The sequence below is a fragment of the Cellvibrio sp. PSBB023 genome, from assembly GCF_002007605.1.
In the GTDB taxonomy this organism is placed as follows: domain Bacteria; phylum Pseudomonadota; class Gammaproteobacteria; order Pseudomonadales; family Cellvibrionaceae; genus Cellvibrio.
In genome coordinates, this window is record NZ_CP019799.1 from 3,192,061 (window position 1) to 3,212,431 (window position 20,371).

A 20,371-nucleotide genomic window follows, 5' to 3' on the forward strand; every position below is an offset into this window, starting at 1 on the left:
TATTTTTCGATAAACATGCCAATTCTGATTAAACTGTTCGCATTATCCGAACAATTAGAGGGGCGATGATGAACCAACTGGAAGCGATGCAAGTATTTGTGCGAGTGGCGGAACTGGCCAGTTTTACCAGAGCGGCCGAGAGCCTTGGGCTGCCCAAGGCCAGCGTCTCTACGGGCATCCAACAGTTGGAGAGCCTGCTTGGTACACGCTTGTTGCAACGCACCACCCGCCGGGTGCACATGACTCAGGACGGTCAGGTATTTTATGAACGCTGTAAAGATCTGTTGGCCGATATGGAAGAATTGGAAGGTTTGTTTCAACAAGGCGCGAGCAATTTAACGGGAAGGCTACGCATTGATATGCCCAGTGGCCTGGCCAAACGGCACCTGCTGCCACGCCTACCGGAATTTCTCGCGCAGCATCCGCAATTGCATGTGGAACTCAGCAGTACTGATCGCCGGGTAGACCTGGTTCGCGAGGGCTTTGACTGTGTGATCCGCGTAGGCAAACTCGGCGACTCCTCATTAATTGCGCGCCCACTGGGTTCGCTTTCCTTGGTCAATTGCGCCAGCCCTGACTACATTGCACGCTACGGTACTCCGCAATCACTGGCGGACTTGGCACAACATCAATTGATTCACTATGTCTCAACCCTTGGTAGCAAATCAGCGGGTTTTGAATATGCAGCTAATGGCGAAACCCATTTCGTCGCCATGCCCGGCAAGATTACCGTGAACAATTCCGATGCTTACAGCGCGGCCTGCCTTGCTGGTTTGGGAATAGCCCAAATTCCCCGGATTGCCGCGCAGGATTATCTCGCCAAGGGGCAATTGGTCGAGGTCTTGCCACAATATTGCGCCGAAGCCATGCCGGTTTCGCTGCTCTACGCCAACCGCCGTCATTTATCGCGGCGTGTACAAGCCTTTATGGATTGGGTGAGCAGTGTAATGCGTGATTATGTCGCGTGAATCAGTGACAATGGCCACCCCCGCATTGGCTTTGCCTTTACACCCGCGTTTTTCTCACGGATTTACCCCACGCCATGAACGCTACACCCGATTTATTTACCCGCCGCCATTCTGTATTTGTGTTTGCAACACTCTGCACGCTGCTCTGGGGCAGCTCTTATCCTGCGATTAAAAGCGGTTATGCGCTGCTGGCGATTGCGCAAGATGATGTCGCCACCCAAATGTTATTTGCCGGTTATCGTTTTTTGCTGGCGGGAATCTTTCTCATTCTGCTGGCGCAACTCAGTGGTAAACCCGTCTTTCGTTTGAACCTGCGCCAAGTCGGCCAACTCAGCATTCTCGGGCTAACCCAAACGACCTTGCAGTATGTGTTTTTTTACATCGGCCTGGCTTATGCCACCGGAGTTAAAGCGTCGATTCTGAATGCGACAGGCACATTTTTCAGTGTGGTTATCGCCCACTTTATTTACCACAACGATCGCCTCACACAGCGCAAAGTGCTCGGTTGTATTACCGGTTTTGCCGGCGTATTCGTGGTGAACTTTCATAAAAGCCTGGTGGATTTTGAATTCACCCTGATGGGCGAAGGTTTTATTGTGATAGCGGCTTTTATACTGGCATCGGCCTCGATTTACGGCAAACGTATTTCACAATCCATGGATACCTTGATTATGACTGCACACCAGCTAACGCTCGGTGGTTTTGCGCTAATCGTTTTAGGCTGGGCTAATGGTGGTGCGTTAAAGGCTTTTGACTGGCAATCCGGTTTATTACTGGTGTATCTCGCACTCCTGTCATCTGCCGCGTTTGCACTCTGGAGCGCGCTGCTCAAACACAACCCTGTGGGCATGATTACTATTTTTAATTTTTTAGTGCCGATTTTTGGCGCGTTACTCTCAGCGCTGTTTTTGCATGAAAATATTCTGGAATGGAAAAACTTGTTGGCATTGTTACTGGTGTGTAGCGGAATTTGGTTGGTTACACGCGCACGTGGATAAACCGGCTAGCGCCCTGCGTGGGCGCTAGCGAGTAAACATTAAACGTTTTGACCAACGCTGAACAGGTTGCGATAAACCACACCCATTACCACATTGACCAATGGCACGGCCCAAATCAAACCAATACCCAAGGGTAAGAGCGCCAGAATAATCAGAACCATTATCACCACATACAAACCAAACATTCTGAACCAGCATTTGTGAATGGTTTTACGCGAGGTTTCCAAGGCTTCCCAAATACCCATGTTTTTTTCCACCAACAGAGGAATGGCCATGGAGTAGGCAACAGCCAAATAAATGCCGGGAATAATCAGCAGTACAAAACCGATCAGCATTAATACGACCATCGAAACATACAACAAAAAGATGGGGATAATTTTTGCGTAGTAGTCAAATACCATAAACGCATTGGTAGCGGCGCCAACACTGCGCTTGATACCCAACAAGGTGATACCGGCATAGAGTGGATAGGTCACCAGACCAATCACAATTTGCGAAATCAGTATCATAATCAGTGAATCTTTGCCGATAAATTCAAACGGTAGCGATACCGCGATAGAGATACCGATATAAATCAGCAGCGCGCCCCAGATGGTTGCTTTGTAACCGCTGGTCAGTTGCCAGGCTTCTCTAAATACATCGCCAATATCCCAGTTGGGATTCACGTTGTACTGTACCGCTTGCGGCTCTTGCAGATTACTTTGTGGGGTTTGATAGGGATTAGCGTCCGTCATGTCCTTGCTCCAGGTTGTTAGATTGAGGCGCCAATTAATCATTAATCGACAGGTTCGTCAATCCGCTTATGGCAGAAGAGCGAGGTAGACACAATTTCGTCCGGCATCTTTTGCTTTATACAGCGCGGCATCCGCATGCAGGATTAATTCATCCAGCGTATCGCCTTGTTGTGGCCAGATGGCCAAGCCTGCCGAGAAGGTCAGCGACAGCCCGCCTTTGCGCGTTTCCATCGGCATTGCAGCAAAATCGCTGCACAGCTTGCCAAGCCGCTTGTGCGCATCAGCGCCGTCCACTTCCGGCAGTATCACTAAAAACTCTTCGCCGCCAATGCGAAATATCACATCGGATGCGCGTAAATTTTCAACCAGAAACAGCGCGACCGATTTCAGCACATCATCGCCAATTAAATGGCCGTGATCGTCATTCAGTTGTTTGAAGTGATCCAGGTCAATTAACGCCAGCGCCATGGGCTGCGATTGTCGGCGTGCGCGCGCAACGGCAAGCATAAAAAATTCATCCAGATAACGGCGATTGTATAAACCGGTCAACGGATCGCGCAGCGCCTGCTCGCGCAATAATTCATGCAAATTGGTGATGGTTTTCAACCGTTGCTCACTGATCGCCAACGCCTCGGATAATTTTAATTCGCTCAAATAACGCTGGGTCACATCGCGCAGGTACAGCATGTGCCCGAGCACCAGGGGGCCATCGCGGGTTGCGCGGGTTATCGCACTCACGCGCAATTCAAAATAGCGATCGCCATCTTCCAGGGTGAGTAATTGTGGCTCGCTGTCATTGATTTGCAGCGCGAGCAGTTGTTGTAAATCCTCGCCCACTACCGGCCACTCCACCAAAGGCCGCCCTTGCCAATTTGCCGGGAAATTTGCCAGCTGCAGCGCCGCCGGATTGGCCTCTATCACCCGCTGGCGCGGATCAATCACCAGTACCGGATCCAACAGCGCCTCCAACAATAAGTGCCGCGCAACAGGCAACACATCAAACAGACGCACACCCACAATTAACCAGGCAAATGCGGCCAGCGTAAACGCAAAACTGAAGGGGGTGGGATCAAACCCGAAAATGGTGCGGCCAAAAACCACATAGCTGATATTGGCTGTCCAGGGCACAGCAGTAACTGCCGCAAACGCCAGATAATGACGGCGGTGCAAACCGCGACTGCGCATTGCCGCCTGGATAACAACCGCAATACAAAACAACATAAAGAAGTAGACATACACCGCTGCCGCATAAAATAGTGGGCCGTGGTGATAGCGAATAGGCGCGCCCGGTTCGCTGCTAATGGGAGCGGTATCGGCGCCGTAAAAAAGGCCGTGCAGTGGGTTAGTTAGGGCGAGTATCCAACAACACAGGGGCATCACCATGAGCATCAACAATTTTGCGCGCGGTAACAAACTGTGAATACTGTTGACGTATTGCCACAAAAATATCGCCCAGAATGTTGGCGCGGCTACTATGCCGGGCCAAGCCATGGCGCCCCAGAATAATTTATCGGCTGGTTGGAGGGCCGCCATTTCCAGGGCAGCCGTTAACATCCACCACAGGCAGGCAATGTGAATCAACACAAAACTGACGCGCCCGGGGAAAACGCGCTGCCCACTCACCCAATGGGCGAGCCAACCCACGCCAACGCAGGTACATAGCGTAAAAATAACCGGGAAGCTCAAGGTGCTTTCCAAAGATAAACTCATGTTACCTCGTGGTGATACTGCAAATTCACCGAATGACACTATGACAACAGGAACAGCCACCCGCAGGGGCCGGGTACTGCATCTTACTCCTCATATTCCGCTTCGCGAATCACTGCCAAAAATTCTTCGCCAAAGCGTTTTAATTTACTCTCGCCCACACCGGTAATGCTGCGCAATTGCTCCGGCGTGAGTGGGCGGAACTCCAGCATTTCGCGCAAGGTCGCATCGTGAAAAATTACATAGGGCGGCACGCCCTGTTCTTCCGCGAGACGTTTACGACAAGCGCGCAGTGCGTGCCACAGCCCCTGATCCTCAGCGTCAATGCCTTGGCCCAGATTAGCGCGACGCGGTGTGCTGACGGTGGTTTTGATATCGCGCCGCAAGCTGATTTTTTCCTCGCCACGCAAATAGCTACGGCAGCTTTCATTTAATACCAAGCCACCAAAACCATCGACGTTCACATCCAGCAAACCGCGTGCGACCAACTGGCGAAAAATGGCTTTCCATTCATCAGCACTCAAATGCTTGCCAATACCATAGGTGGTGAGTTTGTGATGATCGAACGACAGGATTTTTTCATTGTTGCTGCCGCGCAGCACATCGATCACATGGCCAGCGCCAAACCGTTGGCCAGTGCGATACACGCAAGAGAGCGCCATTTGCACCGCTTCGGTGGCATCCCAGGTTTGCGGTGGTGTTAAACAACAATCGCAATTGCCACAGGGTTGTGCGAGGGTATCGCCAAAATAGCGCAATAAACTTTGGCGGCGACAGCTGGTAATTTCACACAGGCCAAGCATCGCATTTAAGCGCTGTTGTTCGTTGCGTTTAAATTCTTCACTGCCTTCACTCTGCGCCATCATCTGCCGCAGCTTTACTACGTCTTCCAAACCATATAACAAGAGTGTTGTAGCCGGTTCTCCATCGCGTCCCGCGCGGCCGGTTTCTTGATAATAGGCTTCGATACTTTTGGGTAGATCCAGGTGCGCCACAAACCGCACATCGGGTTTATCGATGCCCATCCCAAACGCAATAGTCGCCACCATAATGATGTTGTCTTCGCGTAAAAACCGCTCCTGATTTTTTTGCCGCACAGCCGCAGGCAAACCGGCGTGATAAGGCAACGCGGTAAAACCCTCGGCGCTCAACCACTCGGCAATCTGCTCCACTTTATTGCGCGACAAGCAATACACAATACCCGAGTTACCCGCTTGCTCCTCGCGTAAAAAACGCATCAGCTGGATTTTGGGATTATTTTTTTGTGCGATGCGGTATTGAATGTTGGGGCGATCAAAACCGTTAATAAATTGTTGGGCATTTTCCAACTGCAAGCGCGCGATAATTTCATCGCGCGTGCGCACATCAGCCGTGGCCGTCAAGGCGATGCGCGGCACCTGTGGAAATTCGCGGTGCAGTAATTCCAGCTTTAAATAATCGGAGCGGAAATCGTGACCCCATTGGGATACGCAGTGGGCCTCGTCAATCGCAAACAGGGAAATTTTTATCTGGTGGAATAATTCCAGCGTCCGCGGCTGGATCAACCGCTCGGGCGCCACATAGAGCATATCCAGCTCGCCACGCTGCAAAGCCAACTCGGTTTGCCACATTTCCTGCGCGCTGAGCGACGAATTTAAAAACCCGGCACGCACTCCCAATTCACGCAGGGCACTGACTTGATCCTGCATCAGCGCAATCAGCGGCGATACCACAATGCCTACGCCCTCGCGTACCAGTGCGGGAATTTGGTAACACAGGGATTTACCACCGCCGGTCGGCATCAGCACCAGCACATCCTCACCGGCAACCAACGCGTCAATCACTGCCGCTTGCGGGCCGCGAAACTCGTGGTAACCAAAGGTGGAATGTAAAATTGATAGGGGAGTTTTCATTAATCACATCATCCTTTGCTGCAATAATTTCCCTATTTCTTCACCAATGGGTCTGAACCCTGTGTGAGCTGTCATCAGCTGTTCCAGTTGTGAATAACTATTTTTACAGGATTCTTCAACATCACTCACAATTTTCTCGATCGTTTTGCCATTCAAGCGGCAATGAATTTTGGCGAATTTTTCCACCACTTTCCACTTCGGCCAGCGTTTACTACCGGTCAGGGTAAGTGCCATAGAATCGCGAGGAATGTAGGGCGTAGTGCTGATCAAATCAAATACGGGGGCGAGCTGGCGTGTGGCAGAGGGATTTTGTCCGCTGCGGTACTCCGTCAAGCCGGAATAGAGAACTCCAAGATTTTTTAAATGGGCATCGCCATTCCTGATGATGATGTTGAGCAGGGTGAGTTTAAATAAATCTTCAAGTGCTTGCTGCACGTATTCGGGCGATACAAACTGAACAATAGTGCCAGCACAGGCTTCTATACTGGACTCATATTTTTGCTGGGTGGTTTTGCCTTGCAATACACAAAAATCCTCAAAACCTAGCGGCTGATCTTGCGCATCAATATCAAAGCGCTCACACACCAATAATTTTCCATTGTCGCTGAGATAAAAATTCGGCGTCGTTAAACCCGCGCTGCGCGCCAGTGTTAAACAAAAAAATTCGTTACACGCCAGCTCCGGAAATTCTGCTCCCCAACTTTTTACAATGTATTTTTTTAGCGGTAATGTTGCCTTATCGGTCAGCGAAGGCGAGCGATCAGTGCGTATATCCATTAATACTTTGGGCTGCACTCCCGCAACGCCGGAGTGCAGCGCATAGCGTTCAAATAATTGATGGAACAATTCTGCATCATCACCCTGTAACAACTCCGTGAGCGACAGATCTGAGTGCGTATCATCGGGCAGTGGTTTATCGGCCAGGCTATAGCGCAAGCGGCCAATCTGGTGATTCCCCAAGAGCGTGAGATAACTCAAATCATCACTACCGAAATGTTTTGCTGCATAACGCTCAATGGCCTGACGCAAATAACCTTCGGGCAAATTCATTTGAAACAGCGGATGCAACCCCTGCTCATAGCTATAGGTTTCCAGGCGCAGCGGCATAGTGAGCGAGAGTGCGTCGGTCGCATCCAACCCATAGGTAAAACTGTGGCGCTGTTGCGCGCGCGCCAAGCGGCCGGCCAAATGACGGGAGACAAATACATCGACCTTATCCTTCACGGGGCGACTCCTCAGCCTGGGCAGCGACCAACTCATCCAGCGTGGGCAAACCGGCATTCACCAAGGTGAGTTTTTTACCCAGCAACTCCAATACCCGCTGCACTTTGCGAATACCAATATCGGTGTAGTCATTGCGCTCCAGCATGCCCAGCGTCGTGCGATCCAGACCGGCCATTTCAGCCAGTTGTGACTGGCTCCACCCCTTTTGCTTGCGCAGGGTTTTGATTTGCAGGCCCATGTGTTCAAGTGCAGAGGTCATAGAAAGGTTTTCATAGCCACATTATTTGATGAATATATACATCAAATTAGCCAACATCAAACAATTTGATGCATATATTCATCAAGCTGCAATAAAAACCATAGGGTAGATGAGACAGAAAAAGGAGAAATACAGCGAGGGGACTAAAAATAGGGAGGAAGGGCGCAATAACAAACGGGCGAGACAGACAGGCTCGCCCGACACAAACCGCCAGCGCCTATGGCTGGCGGTATCGATTCAGGTATTTATAGCACCGCGTTTACGGCGGCGGGCTTGGACGATGATGGGCTTCGCCCTTCGGGCACAACCACCATCACCAGGCCCCACATGATTAACAAACCTGCCATCACTGATACCGACTTTTTCACGATTTATCCCTCCAGCGAATATGTCGTACCAGACTAGGCTGCAAAAACTGAACCATGGCTGAAAAAACGGCATGGACATCAGGGCGATACAAAAATCCGCACCTTTCCGCTTATGCTAGCCGCAGGAAATAGAAATTATTAAACCAAATGGTTGACAATTAATATCCACCGGAGAATACTTAACCACATGGTAAACAATCAACAAGATCCACTTGACGCCGTATTCCATGCCCTTGCCGATCCCACACGGCGGGCGATGGTTGCACGGCTGGCGCAATCGCCCTGCGGCATCAGCGAGCTGGCAGCGCCGTTTGAAATGACACTCGCCGCTGCATCCAAGCATGTCAAAGTGCTGGAACGCGCCGGTTTGCTGGTGCGCTCCATTGAGGGGCGCAATCACACCTGTGCGCTGGATACTCGCCCCATGTTGGGCGGCCTTGAATGGCTGCGTCACTACGAGCAGTTCTGGAACCAGCGGCTGGATGCACTGACCGCCGCGCTGGTGGCCGATGACCAAGCCGAGCGCAACACCGACTAACCGGGCCAGACATCATTCCCAGGCCCTTGACCTGCCCAGCCACTGGGCCTAAACCGGCTCACAGCCAAAGGAGTTTGCGATGAATGATTATGGTGTCCTGACCGCCCCCGATACCCTGCGCCTGGAGCGCCTCTTGCCCGGCCCCATTGAGCGGGTCTGGCAGTACCTGACCGAGTCCGACAAACGCGCTACCTGGCTGGCCGCAGGCGATGTCGAGCAGCGGGTCGGTGGCAAGGTGGAACATACCTTCCGCAACTCGGAACTCTCCCCCGAGCACGACATACCGCCACCTAAATATGCCGATTGCGCGGGCGACGTTGCCATGCTGGGCAAAGTCACCGCCTGCGAACCCCTGCGTTTGCTGCGCTATTTATGGAATGCGGGATCGGCCGAGGAATCCGAAGTGAGTTTTGAACTCAGCCCCCATGAGGATCAGGTCAAACTCACCGTCACCCATCGCCGTCTCACCAACCCAGCCGAACGCCTGAGTGTGGCTGGCGGATGGCACACCCACCTCAATATTTTGCGTGACCGCCTTTGCGGCAATACACCACCGGGTTTCTGGCGAGTGCACACCCAACTGGAACAGGAATACGCCGAGCGCCTGGCAGGGTGATTCAAGTTGATTTTGCCATCACGCAACAATAAAAGTTGCGTGATGGCAAATCCTGCAGTATCTTTTCATGTAACTACTGCCATTACATGAAAAAGAGGCTGCCTATGAAACGCGATTCCCGCTTATCCGGCGTGCTCCATGTGCTCCTGCACATGGCCGAAACCGAGGCGCCCATGACCTCGGAAGCACTGGCCGCCATGATGAAAACCAACCCGGTGGTGATTCGCCGCATTCTCGCGGGCCTGCGCGAACACCAACTGGTCTGCTCCGCCAAAGGTCACGGTGGCGGCTGGCAGATCTGTCGGGCGCTTGCCGACATCACCCTCCATGACATTTACCGTGCACTCGACGAACCCACGTTGTTCGCCATGGGCAATCGCACCGAAGCGCCCGGCTGCTTGGTGGAAGAAGCCGTCAATAGCGCACTCAACCACGCCTTTGAGGAAGCGGAAAACCGGCTGCTGGAACACTTTCGCCGCGTCACCCTCGCGCAACTGAGCGAGGATTTTCACCAGCGCATGCAAGCGCGCGGCTTCTCTGGCAGCCACGCACATTCTATTTTTCCGGATGACCATTCAACCTCAGAACAAGGGTGAGTTTATGCAAACAACCTACGATGTGATTGTGATAGGCGGCAGCTACGCCGGTATGGCGGGCGCCCTGCAATTGGCACGCGGACGACGCACAGTCGCGGTAATCGATGCGGGCATTCGTCGCAATCGCTTCGCCGCCCATTCCCACGGCCTGCTGGGGCAAGATGGAAAAAGCCCATCCGCCATCGCCGATGAAGCAAAAGCACAACTGCTCAAATACCCCGGCGTGACCTGGATTGACGGCAACGCCCTGGCAGCAGAAAAAACGGGCGACCTCTTCACTGTAACCACGGCCGACCACAACAGCCTGCGCGGCAAGCGATTGTTGCTCGCCGCCGGCGTCAGCGACCACTTACCCGCCATCACCGGCCTACAAGACCGCTGGGGCAGCTCGGTATTTCACTGCCCCTATTGCCACGGTTACGAACTGAACCAGGGTCCGCTCGGCGTACTCGCCGTGAGCGAAGCCTCCATTCACCAAGCGCTGTTAATTCCCGATTGGGGCCCAACCACATTTTTCACCAACAACTGCTTTACGCCAACGGAAATCCAGCGACAACAACTGGCCGCGCGCCAGGTACGGCTAGAGACCGAAACCGTCAGTGAAATTGCCGGCGAGCAATCTGCCATCATCAAACTGGCCAATGGTCGCCTGATTGAACTGGCGGGGCTATTCGTCGCCAGCCTCACCAAACCCGCCAGCCCCATCGCCTATGACCTGGGCTGCGAACTGGCGGAAAGCCCGGTGGGCTTTTATGTGAAAACCGATGAACTGAAACAAACCTCAATTCCCGGCGTATTTGCCTGCGGTGATTTAGGCCGCCCAATGGGCAGCGTAACCTTTGCGATTGGCGACGGCGCACAAGCCGGGTTTGCCATCCACCGCTCGCTGATTTTTGATGGTTTGCCCCAATAAATACACCATTCGTCAGGCGGGCGCGCCAGCCGCGTCCGCTGCGTCTTTTATCTCTTTAACGTCACTGGAAAATGCCAAAATATCCCCCGGCTGACACTCCAACACCGCGCAGATTTTTTCCAGCGTATCAAACCGAATCGCCTTGGCCCTGCCAGTTTTCAGCACCGACAAATTTTGCGGCGTGATATCCACCAACTCCGCCAGCGTATTCAAGCGCATTTTGCGCTGCGCGAGCACCACATCCAGATTCACAATAATGGGCATAACCACTCCTTACCTGTAACAGACACCAACGCCTATATCGTCAGCTCGGATTCTTCGTTAAGGTCGCAGCCAATTTCCAGCGCCCACAGCAACACATACATCACGCCGAAAAACATCAGCGCCACAATAAAATCCGTATTCACCACAATATGCACGGGCGATGCTTGCATCGCGCTGTAAAACCAACTGCCCAGCAACGAAACCAGATACACCCCGTACATCACCATGCCATGGTGCAGCGCCTTGCGCGCATGATCAATCGCCTGTTTATTAAAAATATCTCCCACCGAAAAATGCCGGATCAACTCGCGGCTGTGATGAGTAATTTTCAGCGCAAGCCACAAAAACACCGACAGCAACGCCACCATCAACAACCGCTGCACCAGCGTCAGCTCAACATCCTGCATTTGCACAACACCCACCGTAAGCTGCATTTTGCCGCCCACCAAAAACACCGCCACCATCAAAGGCCACACCACCCACAGCGCATAACGCACCCAGGTCAGGCACACATACAAATAACCACTGATCTGCTTAATACGCGCTATCCGCTCATGCCGCTGAATATCCATACCATTCCCCAAAAAAGACAAAGCTGAATCCAAAGAATACCTACAAAATACCAATTTACAATATTTATTTATTGATATTCGATAAATAAAGGTTTTGGCTATTAGGGAGAATGGAATGATCAGAATCACCCTACTTGAGGAATTTATAGAGGAGTCTGTTAATGGCCCTTAAGTGGGCAATCGCGACTATGTTCCGAGACAAACCTAAAATAGGGATCCTGTCTCCGCTCCGCTTTTGGCTTATCCAGATTTACACACGTAGCTTGGGCATTGCAGGTTGGCTCCGGGCACTTGAATGCGGACTTGGATTTTATCCTTCCCGCCTGATAGAGCTCATCTGCTCTAGCAGCCGTAACATCCATATTCAGCTCAAGGGAGAAAGCTTGTGCCAGAGAAATATTCCTGGCTCTTTTTACCCTCATCCCCATTGGACTCAGGCGGTATTTCTGTTTGCTGCTGTTAGGTTTATCCGGTTGTGTCTGCTCAATAAGCCCAGCCGCTAAAGCCGCGTTGATATACCTGCTGCGAATGTGTTCCGGATCCCTCAATTGGAGCACCTCTTGCAACTCAGCCCGGCTCAATTCACCCGTTAGCGAATCAATCAGCCTCCCCACTTCCAAGGTAATTTCGGGGATGACTTCCTGGGTGACTTCCTGGGTGACTTCCTGGGTGACTTCCTGGGTAGACAGCGTAAGAGTAACTCCAAAAGCTGGATCTGAATGCCATTTTGGTGCCAAAAGACCAGCCTTTTTACACGCCTGCTGGATCACTACACTGCCACGCCCCAACTTTTCCATATAACCCTGCAGATATAAACCATGCGCAATATCCGGGTTACGCAATACCGATATGTGCCCCTGCTCCAACTTAGCCACATCTATACCCTGGGGCAAACCACCAGAGTTCCAGATCTCCACCTGGTTTGGGCCAACCTCAACCTTAACCCCACCAGAAAAGCTACTGTAATCCCGATGTGCAAACGCATTGACCAGCGCCTCGCGCACCGCCTCTGCCGGGTACAGGGGAATATCCTCGCGCTGACTTGAATTGTTAGCAAAGCGCGCACGCGAAGGTGTATTGCGATGAATAAAGTCGATCAGCTGCTCAATAACCTCGACTATCGGGCCCTCGAAATGCTTCAAGTCTCTGTAGGTATTTTCGGCCTTGTTGTTGTAGCAGACCGCTCGCACGCGAGTTTGAGGATGGCGACGCGATGGGTCTTTGGCCAGGAGCACATCGGCTGCATTGGTTAATCGTCCATATTTAGCCAAGGACAGAAGCTGTAATTGATGCAATAACCCTTGTTCAGATTGCTTCACCTCCAAAGGCAAACGCGCAGCACCCAGTAGTTTTTTACAGGCACTGGCTGAGAGATCATCTTCATCTAATTCAGCAGAAAAACGACGCTCCCAGCGTTCGGGTTCCACCTGCTTGCGCAGAACCATATCGCGAATGGTTTCTATATCTGCTTTTCGTGTTAGCTCACCTACACGAATATAAATGTCATTGCTAAATGCGTAGGGAATGTCCTTACCCTTGGGAGTTTCTATCACCAATACCGATTTTTCTTCGAGCTCTATTACATCAATTGAAAAGAGCACGGGAGGCTGGATCTGGCTTTTTAATGTAGTTTCAAGCTGCGCAGCAACCTTTTCTGCGCTGCTAATGCCCAGTACGTTACCTTTATCGTCAATACCACAAATTAAATAACCGCCTTCGGCATTTAAAAAAGCACAGATGTCTGGGCCACAAATTTTAGCTTCCGCCCTAGATTTAAACTCCCGAGTTTGGTGTTCACCGAGCGACAAGAGCTGTTGTATTTCAACCGAAGATTTACTCATCGCCACCTCCATTCAATATTTTCTCAATAAGCTGAGGATTTTCAAAATGCTCTCTTAATCGCTGTTCTACATCTTGGTAACGCGAAAACTGGGCAACCACAAAAAGATTCGCATCATCATCGCGATCAAATTTTTGAACCCAGTTGCCGACTCTATCTTCAATGAGAAGACCATCCATCTCAGGAGTTCGGATAGCATCCTCATACATATCAAACACGCGCAAATCTTCAATCGATTTTGCGCCCGGTTTCAATTTGAGCTTCTTGCGCTCATCACGGTTTTTATAACCCAAATCAGCCAGCAGCCTACGGCCAAATACGACCTGATCATGAGCCAAAAACCACCTGGGCTTGTCCCGCTCGATAGCCTTTCTAATTTCCTGATGGGTAATTGAAAGCGCATCCTCTTCTCTTTCTTTACCGCTTCCATACTGAGCGGTGATGATCCCGAGGAACAAATCGCACTTTTCTACGGCGGCCAAACAGCTTTTAAATGCAGATTCGGTTGAAAAGACAGGCACCGTACCTTTATGGGACATCCACACCTCATAGCCAAACGCCGTGAGCAAGGTATAAACCCTATCCAGCAACTCTTCTACGCCGTATACAGTAGAGGAAACCATGATTGTTAGCTTTTTATCCATAGGTTAAAAACTTCCCTGATTAATCGTTATTGCCCTGATGCCACAGGTTAAGTTACACAGGCATTGAATCACCAAAAGGCCAAATTCCGATAGTGTCACCCAAGAACCTGCAATCTGTACAGTCCAACGCCCCTACAGAACACTCACAGGATAAAACGCTCAATAAATGTAGGGCTGGGTTTCAAAGGCCTATTGACCAAACAGCCCCGCCAACACTTAATTAGCAGCAGCTTTTGGTTTACAAAAACCCATCATGTAATGCGATGTATTTCACATTTGCCCCGTTTTGATACAGAATCAGCCTCAGGGAACAGCTATGGAATACAGCGATGAACAATAAATTGAGTACAAAAGACCACCGAGGGTTAGCGCGTGGCGAATAACTGGCAAGAAGACGAACTGTTGCTAACGCTGCACCTCTACTGCCGTACGCCGTTTGGCAAATTGCATCAGACCAACCCCGAGATTATTAAACTCGCCCAAATTATTGGCCGTACGCCATCGGCTGTGGCGATGAAAGCCTGCAACTTCGCCAGTCTCGATCCCGCACTCGCACAAAAAGGCCTAGCCGGTGCCAGCAAAGCCGACCGCGCCCTGTGGAATGCGTTTATGACTAACGCTACAGAAGTCGCCGACAAAGCCGAAACGCTTTATGAAACCCGCGTACTTCCCACTGAACCAACCACAACTGAAAAGCCACTCGCATTCCCCACTGGCCCAACTGAAACCACCCGCGAAGTAAAAGTACGCCGCGTGCAACGCTTCTTCCGTCAAACGGTTTTAGAAAGCTACAACAACCGCTGTGCGATTTCGGGGTTAGCAATTCCTGAGCTATTAGTGGCGAGCCATATTATTCCCTGGGCAGAGAACGAATCGCGCAGAGCAGATCCGACAAACGGCATTGCGCTGAATGCGCTTTATGACAAAGCGTTTGATCGGCATTTAATTTCGTTTGATGAGGATTTTAGGTTGGTGTTGTCGGAGCGGATCAAAGCGCGGGCCAAGGAAGAGATGGTGAAAGAGTATTTTTTGAAAGTTGAGGGGAAGGTTTTGGAGATGCCGTATAGGCTCCTTCCTGATTCTGAAGCATTGAAAAACCATCACAAATCCACACTTACATTGAATGTATAAACAAACCAAATAAAAATAATTAAACCTAATTTAACATAAAAAATGCAAAATATAATTTTATAATCAATAGGAATAGTTAAAATGAAAGGCATCCATACCACTGGTGAATATTACAAGCATTTTATTGAAAAGGCAGAATACCCTTACACCGAAGAAGAGCGAGCCTGTATCAAAAACACGATATCAAAACTTGGAGATGTTGAAACACTTGGCTCCAAACCAGGAATGTTACTGGGGAAAATTCAATCAGGTAAAACAAAAACATTTTTAGCAATAATTGGACTAGCTTTTGATAATGACTATGACATAGCAATAATATTAACAAAAGGAACTAAAGCTTTAGCCAAGCAAACGGAACAACGAATTCAAAGGGAGTTTAAACCTTTTCATGATAGAGATGAAATTCTAATTTATGACATCATGAATATGCCCGATAAACTAGGAGGATGGGAGTTAAAAAAGAAAATAATATTGGTAGTAAAAAAGCAAAAGGATAACTTTGATAGACTGCAAAATATTTTCCTAAAAAAACATAAAATCCTATCCGACAAGCGAGCCCTGATCATTGATGATGAGGCTGATTATGCAAGCGTTGGATACAAAAAAAAGGGAGGTGAAATTGATGCCAACCTCACAGCCCATAAATTAGATGATTTGCGTAATTCCGTTAGACACGCATCATTTCTTCAAGTAACTGCCACACCCTATTCATTATATCTGCAACCTGAGTCAGTTGAAGTTAAAGGTATTAGTTTTTTACCAGCACGGCCAGCATTTACAGAGTTAGTTCCGGTTAATACTGCATACATCGGCAGTGATTATTATTTCGACAGCGACTACTCAGATTTACTATATATTCCGCTTACGGCAAATGAACTAACAACCCTACGAAAAAAAGATGGTCGGCGCTTAAAAATTACTGATGTATTAACGTCTAGTGCAGTACAAGGATTAAGAGATGCATTTTGTAACTTCTTGGTGGGCGGCTGTATAAGGCAATTACAAGCTATATATAATAATACTTTGAAAAGTAAATTTAGCCTTCTCGTTCACACTGAAGTTTCTAAAGATACTCATCTATGGCAGGAAGAAGTAGTTAATGCGTTATGCAATGCATTAAACAATGAAGCCAAAAAGAACACTGATTTATTCAGTAGTTTAATTTCAAGAGCATATCAAGAAATTAAAGCCAGCATCGAACTATCGAAATTTCATTTACCTACAAAAGAAGATGTAACTCAACGTGTTCAAGAGGCCTTAATTGATGAAGAAGTATTAATTAGCAGTATAAATTCAGACAAACAAGTTGAAGCTCTTCTCGATGATTCAGGTCAATTGCGCTTACGCACACCATTTAATATTTTCATTGGTGGCCAGATACTGGATCGAGGAATTACAATTGGTGGGTTAATTGGTTTTTTTTATGGCCGAGCTCCAAAAAGATTTCAGCAAGATACCGTTCTTCAGCACTCAAGAATGTATGGTTACAGACCAAAAGAAGATTTGGCAGTTACACGTTTTTACACCGCACCTACTATTTATAATGCAATGAAAAAAATGCACGAAAGTGACGTAGCTTTGAGGGAGGCAATTGAAAGAAATCCACAAGAAAGTGTGCGATTCATACAAGGAAGCTCGTCTGGGACAATCGTACCATGTAGTCCAAATAAGATTTTACTGACCGAAACTACAACTCTCAAGCCATATAAGCGCATTCTACCAATCGGCTTTCAGACTGATTATAAGACGCGCACAAATAAAATTACTGAACATATTGATAAATTGCTTCTTGATGTATGCCCATCGGGCGCCAGTTCAGCGCCATTTAAAATTACAACATCATTAGCGCATACAATTTTAATTGAATCAGCAAAAGCCATAATAATGGAAGAAGAAGAGGGGTATAAATTTGATTGGGATAGCATGCATGCTGCTATTGATTACATGGCTGAACAGTCATCAAATCCAAATGAAATATGGTGTCTTTGGTTAACCAATCGTAATAACGCAAGGTTGGCAGGAATAGGTAGCCACACTAGATATGTGGCAACACCAGATACAGCTACCACTGAAGGTGCAATTGCAAAAAAATATGCTAAAGACTCACCAATGCTAATGTTGTTTAGGCAAAACGGTAGCGATTCTAAGGAAAAGGGATGGATGGGTGCACCATTTTATTGGCCGCTGCTTTATGCCTCTGGCAAAGTACCAACAACTATTTATGCTAATAGAACCTCAGAATAAATGATAGATGGATTCAACTGCGAAGCGTATAACTCAACCCGCATAGAAAAGTGAGTGCGTTATGGAATATATTATTTTGAAACAGTCTGATTATGTTTCTGAATATGTTAGTCAAGTGTCAGCCATTGCTGATAGAAACAAAGAAGCTTTCGGATTTTTATCTTCCTCTGCATATGAACAAATGGCCTCAAAAGGTCAGTTATGGATAGCAATTAACAGCGATAAAGAGCTCAAAGGTTACTTAATGTTTGGCGGCACTATGCCCACCCTAAAAATATTTCAGCTTTACGCATGTAGATCCGTGAAAGGCAAAGGTGTTGGAAAACTGTTACTTAATAATTTAAAAGATCACGCTAGAAGCAAGCATTATCATACGATATCAGCTAGAGTTGCTTCAGACTTACCTGCAAACAATTTTTGGGAAAAAACCGGCTTCATTATCCACAGACAAGTCAAAGGTGGCGAAACAACAAAGCGCATAATCAATATCAGAGGCTACTCACTGGAGGATAATGATCTATTCGGAGGTTTAGCAAAAGAAACTTTGGCCCCTACACCAAGCAGCCCAATGCTGAGTCGCCCTATATATGCCCTAGATGTAAATTTACTCCTTGATATTTATAAGGCGCGCCCAGGCTACAATAAAGTCATCAAGCTCATGCAAATTGGCCTACAGGGTGAATTTTCAATTTGCATTACACCCGAATTCAAAAAGGAACTGGAACGTCAAACCATGAACTTTGCCGATGATCCTGTTCTTAGACTAGCTGAAATGTTTCCAGAATTAAAAATAGAAAACGACATATCGAGCATTACTATTGCCCTGCGAGAAATAGTGTTTCCATGTAGATCTTCCACTAGAAAATTTATTCAAAACGATGAGTCCGATCTAATGCATTTAGCTTATTGCATCTCCGCTGGAGTAGGAGCATTCGTTACAAGAGAGAAAGCATTGCTGAGAGCTAGCGATGACATTAAGGCTCAATACAATATTTCCATTCTATCTCCTGATGAGTTAATTCTCGACGATGGTGACATATTAGACATTTCCAAACCATTGAATGCAGATTTTTTCCTTGAAGCTTCATCAAACACACCAGAAGTTCGAAATTTTCTTCGAGACTTTTCAACTCCAGATCCTATAAACAAAAAACTATTCTCTAATTCTCCAATCGGAGACAATAGCGCTATTTATGAGGCCAGATTAGACAGTTGTCTTTTCGGGGTTTATTTCTTTCAAAAGCCAACAAAAAGTACCGGACTTGCATTGGCATGCTTATATATCGATGAAAACTCCCCAAAAGCAATTGCAGCTATCGATCATTTTCTAGAGAAATCTATGAGATATAGAAGTGGGTTTTCATACCGACTGAATTTATACATTGGAGAAGATCAGCATTTAACAAAAGAGACCTTAATAAAAAAGGGCTTCTTTAAATTCGAAGACCATTATGTAAAAATAATGTGCAATATTTTTTTACATAATAAGAATTGGAATAATTTTGCAAATGAAGTTAAATCTCTTTGTGGGTTCTCTATACCAAATAAGCTACCCACTAAAAAAGAGCTTTTAAATACTGGACTTTGTCTTACAGATTCAAAAGGCAAAGTTTTAACCTTATCATGGTTTGATTTTGAAACTATGATTTCACCTAGATTTATATTTAACTCTGACAGAAATTGTATTCTTGTCCCCATCAGAGAAAATTATGCTAATGGGTTATTGGGCAACCTAACGAATCAATTATCCTTACTAGACAGTCATGACAAGACACTTCTATTAGAAAAAGCTTATTTTCGCTCTTGTAGTAAAGCCTCTCTTTTCAAAAAAGGAGAACTTATAGCTTTTTATGTCTCGGGCAGTAAAAGCCTTCAAGAAATCATAGGAATTGCCCGTGTAACATACTCAGACTTAATATCCATTGACGATGCGGTAATAAAAGTTGATCGGCAAGGAGTACTATCTCGCCAGGAACTATGTAAAATAGCGAATAAATATGGCAAAATTCATGTATTTACATTCGATAATTTTCTAGAATTTGATTCTAGAATTTCTTTCGGATTAGCTAAAAAGTTAAAGCTTATTAGTAATGCCAATCTCGTATCCCCGGAAAAAATTGGCTCGGATAAATTGAAGATTTTAATTAGAGAGGCATTCAATGAATGATGCAATTATTTCCATCAAACCTAAGCATGTTGAAAACATCTTATCAGGCTCCAAAACGGTCGAACTTAGAACTAGAAGTATAAACTTGCCAGCCGGATCTCGATTGTGGGTTTATACAACTCTGCCCGTTGGGAAGGTTAGACTATCCATGGAGATTGAGTTTATAGAGATATTGCCTCCAAAAGAAATATGGAAGAAACATGGAAAAAAAATATGCATATCAAAAAAAGAATTTGATGAATACACCAAAGATCGTGATGTTGTATCTGCTATAGGCTTGAGAAATATATGCCCTCTAGATGAGGATATTTGTTTAGAGACTATGAGGGAGTACGAAGAAAACTTTCAACCACCACAATTTATTTCCAGACTTTATCCAGAAAGAGCGCTGTATGCCGCTTTTTATGCATAATAAATTACACTTTATCCGCTTCATAAATACTGATAAGAATTATGTATTTTCTTCTTCAACTACTCTTTAACAAAAATACTAGATTCCCCCTCAAATCTAACCTTGCCAGTAACAATAAACGTATCCCTAATCGCCTGAAGATTTTCAACACGCGCGCTAGGCACTCCATCAAAAGTCTCCATTCGCTTAATTGTTGAGGCTCCCACGCCGGATCTCTTCGCAAGGTCATCAATAGACCAACGGAGAAAAGCTCTTGCCATACGAATTTGGCCGGAAGTAATCAA

20 protein-coding genes are annotated in these 20,371 nt (G+C 47.5%); 10 read left to right on the plus strand and 10 right to left on the minus strand.

Translation table 11 applies throughout. The annotated features are described in order from the left end of the window. Positions 1–65 precede the first annotated feature (65 nt). Positions 66–968: a LysR family transcriptional regulator gene (locus B0D95_RS13895; RefSeq protein WP_078044453.1), complete on the plus strand. Its 903-nt coding sequence runs from the start codon at positions 66–68 to the stop codon at positions 966–968. Positions 969–1,042: 74 nt separating this feature from the next. Then, positions 1,043–1,966, plus strand: coding sequence for a DMT family transporter (locus B0D95_RS13900; protein WP_078044454.1), 924 nt, complete (start codon positions 1,043–1,045; stop codon positions 1,964–1,966). Positions 1,967–2,004: 38 nt separating this feature from the next. On the opposite strand, the gene B0D95_RS13905 is transcribed toward B0D95_RS13900, so the two are convergent. The 6 genes from B0D95_RS13905 to B0D95_RS21010 form a co-directional block, all read right to left on the minus strand. Continuing rightward, a complete protein-coding gene (locus B0D95_RS13905) occupies positions 2,005–2,700 on the minus strand; it encodes a hypothetical protein (protein WP_078044455.1) in 696 nt (231 codons plus the stop codon). A gap of 66 nt (positions 2,701–2,766) precedes the next feature. Further along, entirely contained in the window at positions 2,767–4,410 is a 1,644-nt protein-coding gene (locus B0D95_RS13910) for a histidine kinase N-terminal 7TM domain-containing protein (protein ID WP_078044456.1), read from the minus strand. A gap of 83 nt (positions 4,411–4,493) precedes the next feature. Further along, positions 4,494–6,299 (minus strand): DNA helicase RecQ, encoded by a 1,806-nt coding sequence (gene recQ / locus B0D95_RS13915; RefSeq protein ID WP_078044457.1) that lies wholly within the window; start codon positions 6,297–6,299, stop codon positions 4,494–4,496. A 3-nt stretch (positions 6,300–6,302) separates the two neighbouring features. Next, positions 6,303–7,523 (minus strand): type II toxin-antitoxin system HipA family toxin, encoded by a 1,221-nt coding sequence (locus B0D95_RS13920; protein ID WP_168172456.1) that lies wholly within the window; start codon positions 7,521–7,523, stop codon positions 6,303–6,305. Further along, positions 7,513–7,782, minus strand: coding sequence for a helix-turn-helix domain-containing protein (locus B0D95_RS13925; RefSeq protein WP_078044459.1), 270 nt, complete (start codon positions 7,780–7,782; stop codon positions 7,513–7,515). The genes B0D95_RS13920 and B0D95_RS13925 overlap by 11 nt, the downstream gene beginning before the upstream one ends. 245 nt (positions 7,783–8,027) lie before the next feature. After that, on the minus strand, positions 8,028–8,150 hold the full coding sequence (locus B0D95_RS21010) for a hypothetical protein (RefSeq protein WP_256386830.1): 123 nt from the start codon (positions 8,148–8,150) through the stop codon (positions 8,028–8,030). A 187-nt stretch (positions 8,151–8,337) separates the two neighbouring features. Between B0D95_RS21010 and B0D95_RS13935 the strand changes: the two genes are divergently transcribed. From B0D95_RS13935 to B0D95_RS13950, 4 genes are all read left to right on the plus strand, one after another. Beyond that, positions 8,338–8,688: a helix-turn-helix transcriptional regulator gene (locus B0D95_RS13935; RefSeq protein WP_078044461.1), complete on the plus strand. Its 351-nt coding sequence runs from the start codon at positions 8,338–8,340 to the stop codon at positions 8,686–8,688. A gap of 79 nt (positions 8,689–8,767) precedes the next feature. Further along, on the plus strand, positions 8,768–9,304 hold the full coding sequence (locus B0D95_RS13940; RefSeq protein WP_078044462.1) for an SRPBCC family protein: 537 nt from the start codon (positions 8,768–8,770) through the stop codon (positions 9,302–9,304). 104 nt (positions 9,305–9,408) lie between these two features. Beyond that, positions 9,409–9,900, plus strand: coding sequence for an Rrf2 family transcriptional regulator (locus B0D95_RS13945; protein ID WP_078044463.1), 492 nt, complete (start codon positions 9,409–9,411; stop codon positions 9,898–9,900). Positions 9,901–9,904: 4 nt separating this feature from the next. After that, entirely contained in the window at positions 9,905–10,813 is a 909-nt protein-coding gene (locus B0D95_RS13950; RefSeq protein ID WP_078044464.1) for an NAD(P)/FAD-dependent oxidoreductase, read from the plus strand. A gap of 12 nt (positions 10,814–10,825) precedes the next feature. Here B0D95_RS13950 and B0D95_RS13955 read toward each other — a convergent pair whose 3' ends face one another. The 4 genes from B0D95_RS13955 to B0D95_RS13970 form a co-directional block, all read right to left on the minus strand. After that, positions 10,826–11,077, minus strand: a complete 252-nt coding sequence (locus B0D95_RS13955) for a helix-turn-helix transcriptional regulator (RefSeq protein ID WP_078044465.1) — start codon at positions 11,075–11,077, stop codon at positions 10,826–10,828. A gap of 32 nt (positions 11,078–11,109) precedes the next feature. Beyond that, on the minus strand, positions 11,110–11,649 hold the full coding sequence (locus tag B0D95_RS13960; protein ID WP_078044466.1) for a DUF2975 domain-containing protein: 540 nt from the start codon (positions 11,647–11,649) through the stop codon (positions 11,110–11,112). Between the two features lie 158 nt (positions 11,650–11,807). After that, on the minus strand, positions 11,808–13,490 hold the full coding sequence (locus B0D95_RS13965) for an RNA-binding domain-containing protein (protein WP_078044467.1): 1,683 nt from the start codon (positions 13,488–13,490) through the stop codon (positions 11,808–11,810). Beyond that, the gene (locus tag B0D95_RS13970; RefSeq protein ID WP_078044468.1) at positions 13,483–14,133 is read right to left on the minus strand and encodes a DUF4062 domain-containing protein; all 651 of its coding nucleotides are present in this window, start codon (positions 14,131–14,133) and stop codon (positions 13,483–13,485) included. The genes B0D95_RS13965 and B0D95_RS13970 overlap by 8 nt, the downstream gene beginning before the upstream one ends. Before the next feature lie 372 nt (positions 14,134–14,505). On the opposite strand from B0D95_RS13970, the gene B0D95_RS13975 reads away from it, so the two are divergent. The 4 genes from B0D95_RS13975 (at position 14,506) to B0D95_RS13990 (ending at position 20,087) form a co-directional block, all read left to right on the plus strand. Then, positions 14,506–15,264 (plus strand): HNH endonuclease, encoded by a 759-nt coding sequence (locus tag B0D95_RS13975; RefSeq protein ID WP_078044469.1) that lies wholly within the window; start codon positions 14,506–14,508, stop codon positions 15,262–15,264. 81 nt (positions 15,265–15,345) lie between these two features. After that, on the plus strand, positions 15,346–17,508 hold the full coding sequence (locus B0D95_RS13980; RefSeq protein WP_078044470.1) for a Z1 domain-containing protein: 2,163 nt from the start codon (positions 15,346–15,348) through the stop codon (positions 17,506–17,508). Positions 17,509–17,569: 61 nt separating this feature from the next. After that, positions 17,570–19,675 carry a GNAT family N-acetyltransferase gene (locus tag B0D95_RS13985; protein WP_078044471.1) on the plus strand — a complete coding sequence of 702 codons (2,106 nt, stop codon included), beginning with the start codon at positions 17,570–17,572 and terminating at the stop codon, positions 19,673–19,675. Further along, the gene (locus B0D95_RS13990) at positions 19,668–20,087 is read left to right on the plus strand and encodes an ASCH domain-containing protein (RefSeq protein ID WP_078044472.1); all 420 of its coding nucleotides are present in this window, start codon (positions 19,668–19,670) and stop codon (positions 20,085–20,087) included. The genes B0D95_RS13985 and B0D95_RS13990 overlap by 8 nt, the downstream gene beginning before the upstream one ends. The last annotated feature ends 284 nt before the right edge of the window (positions 20,088–20,371 follow it).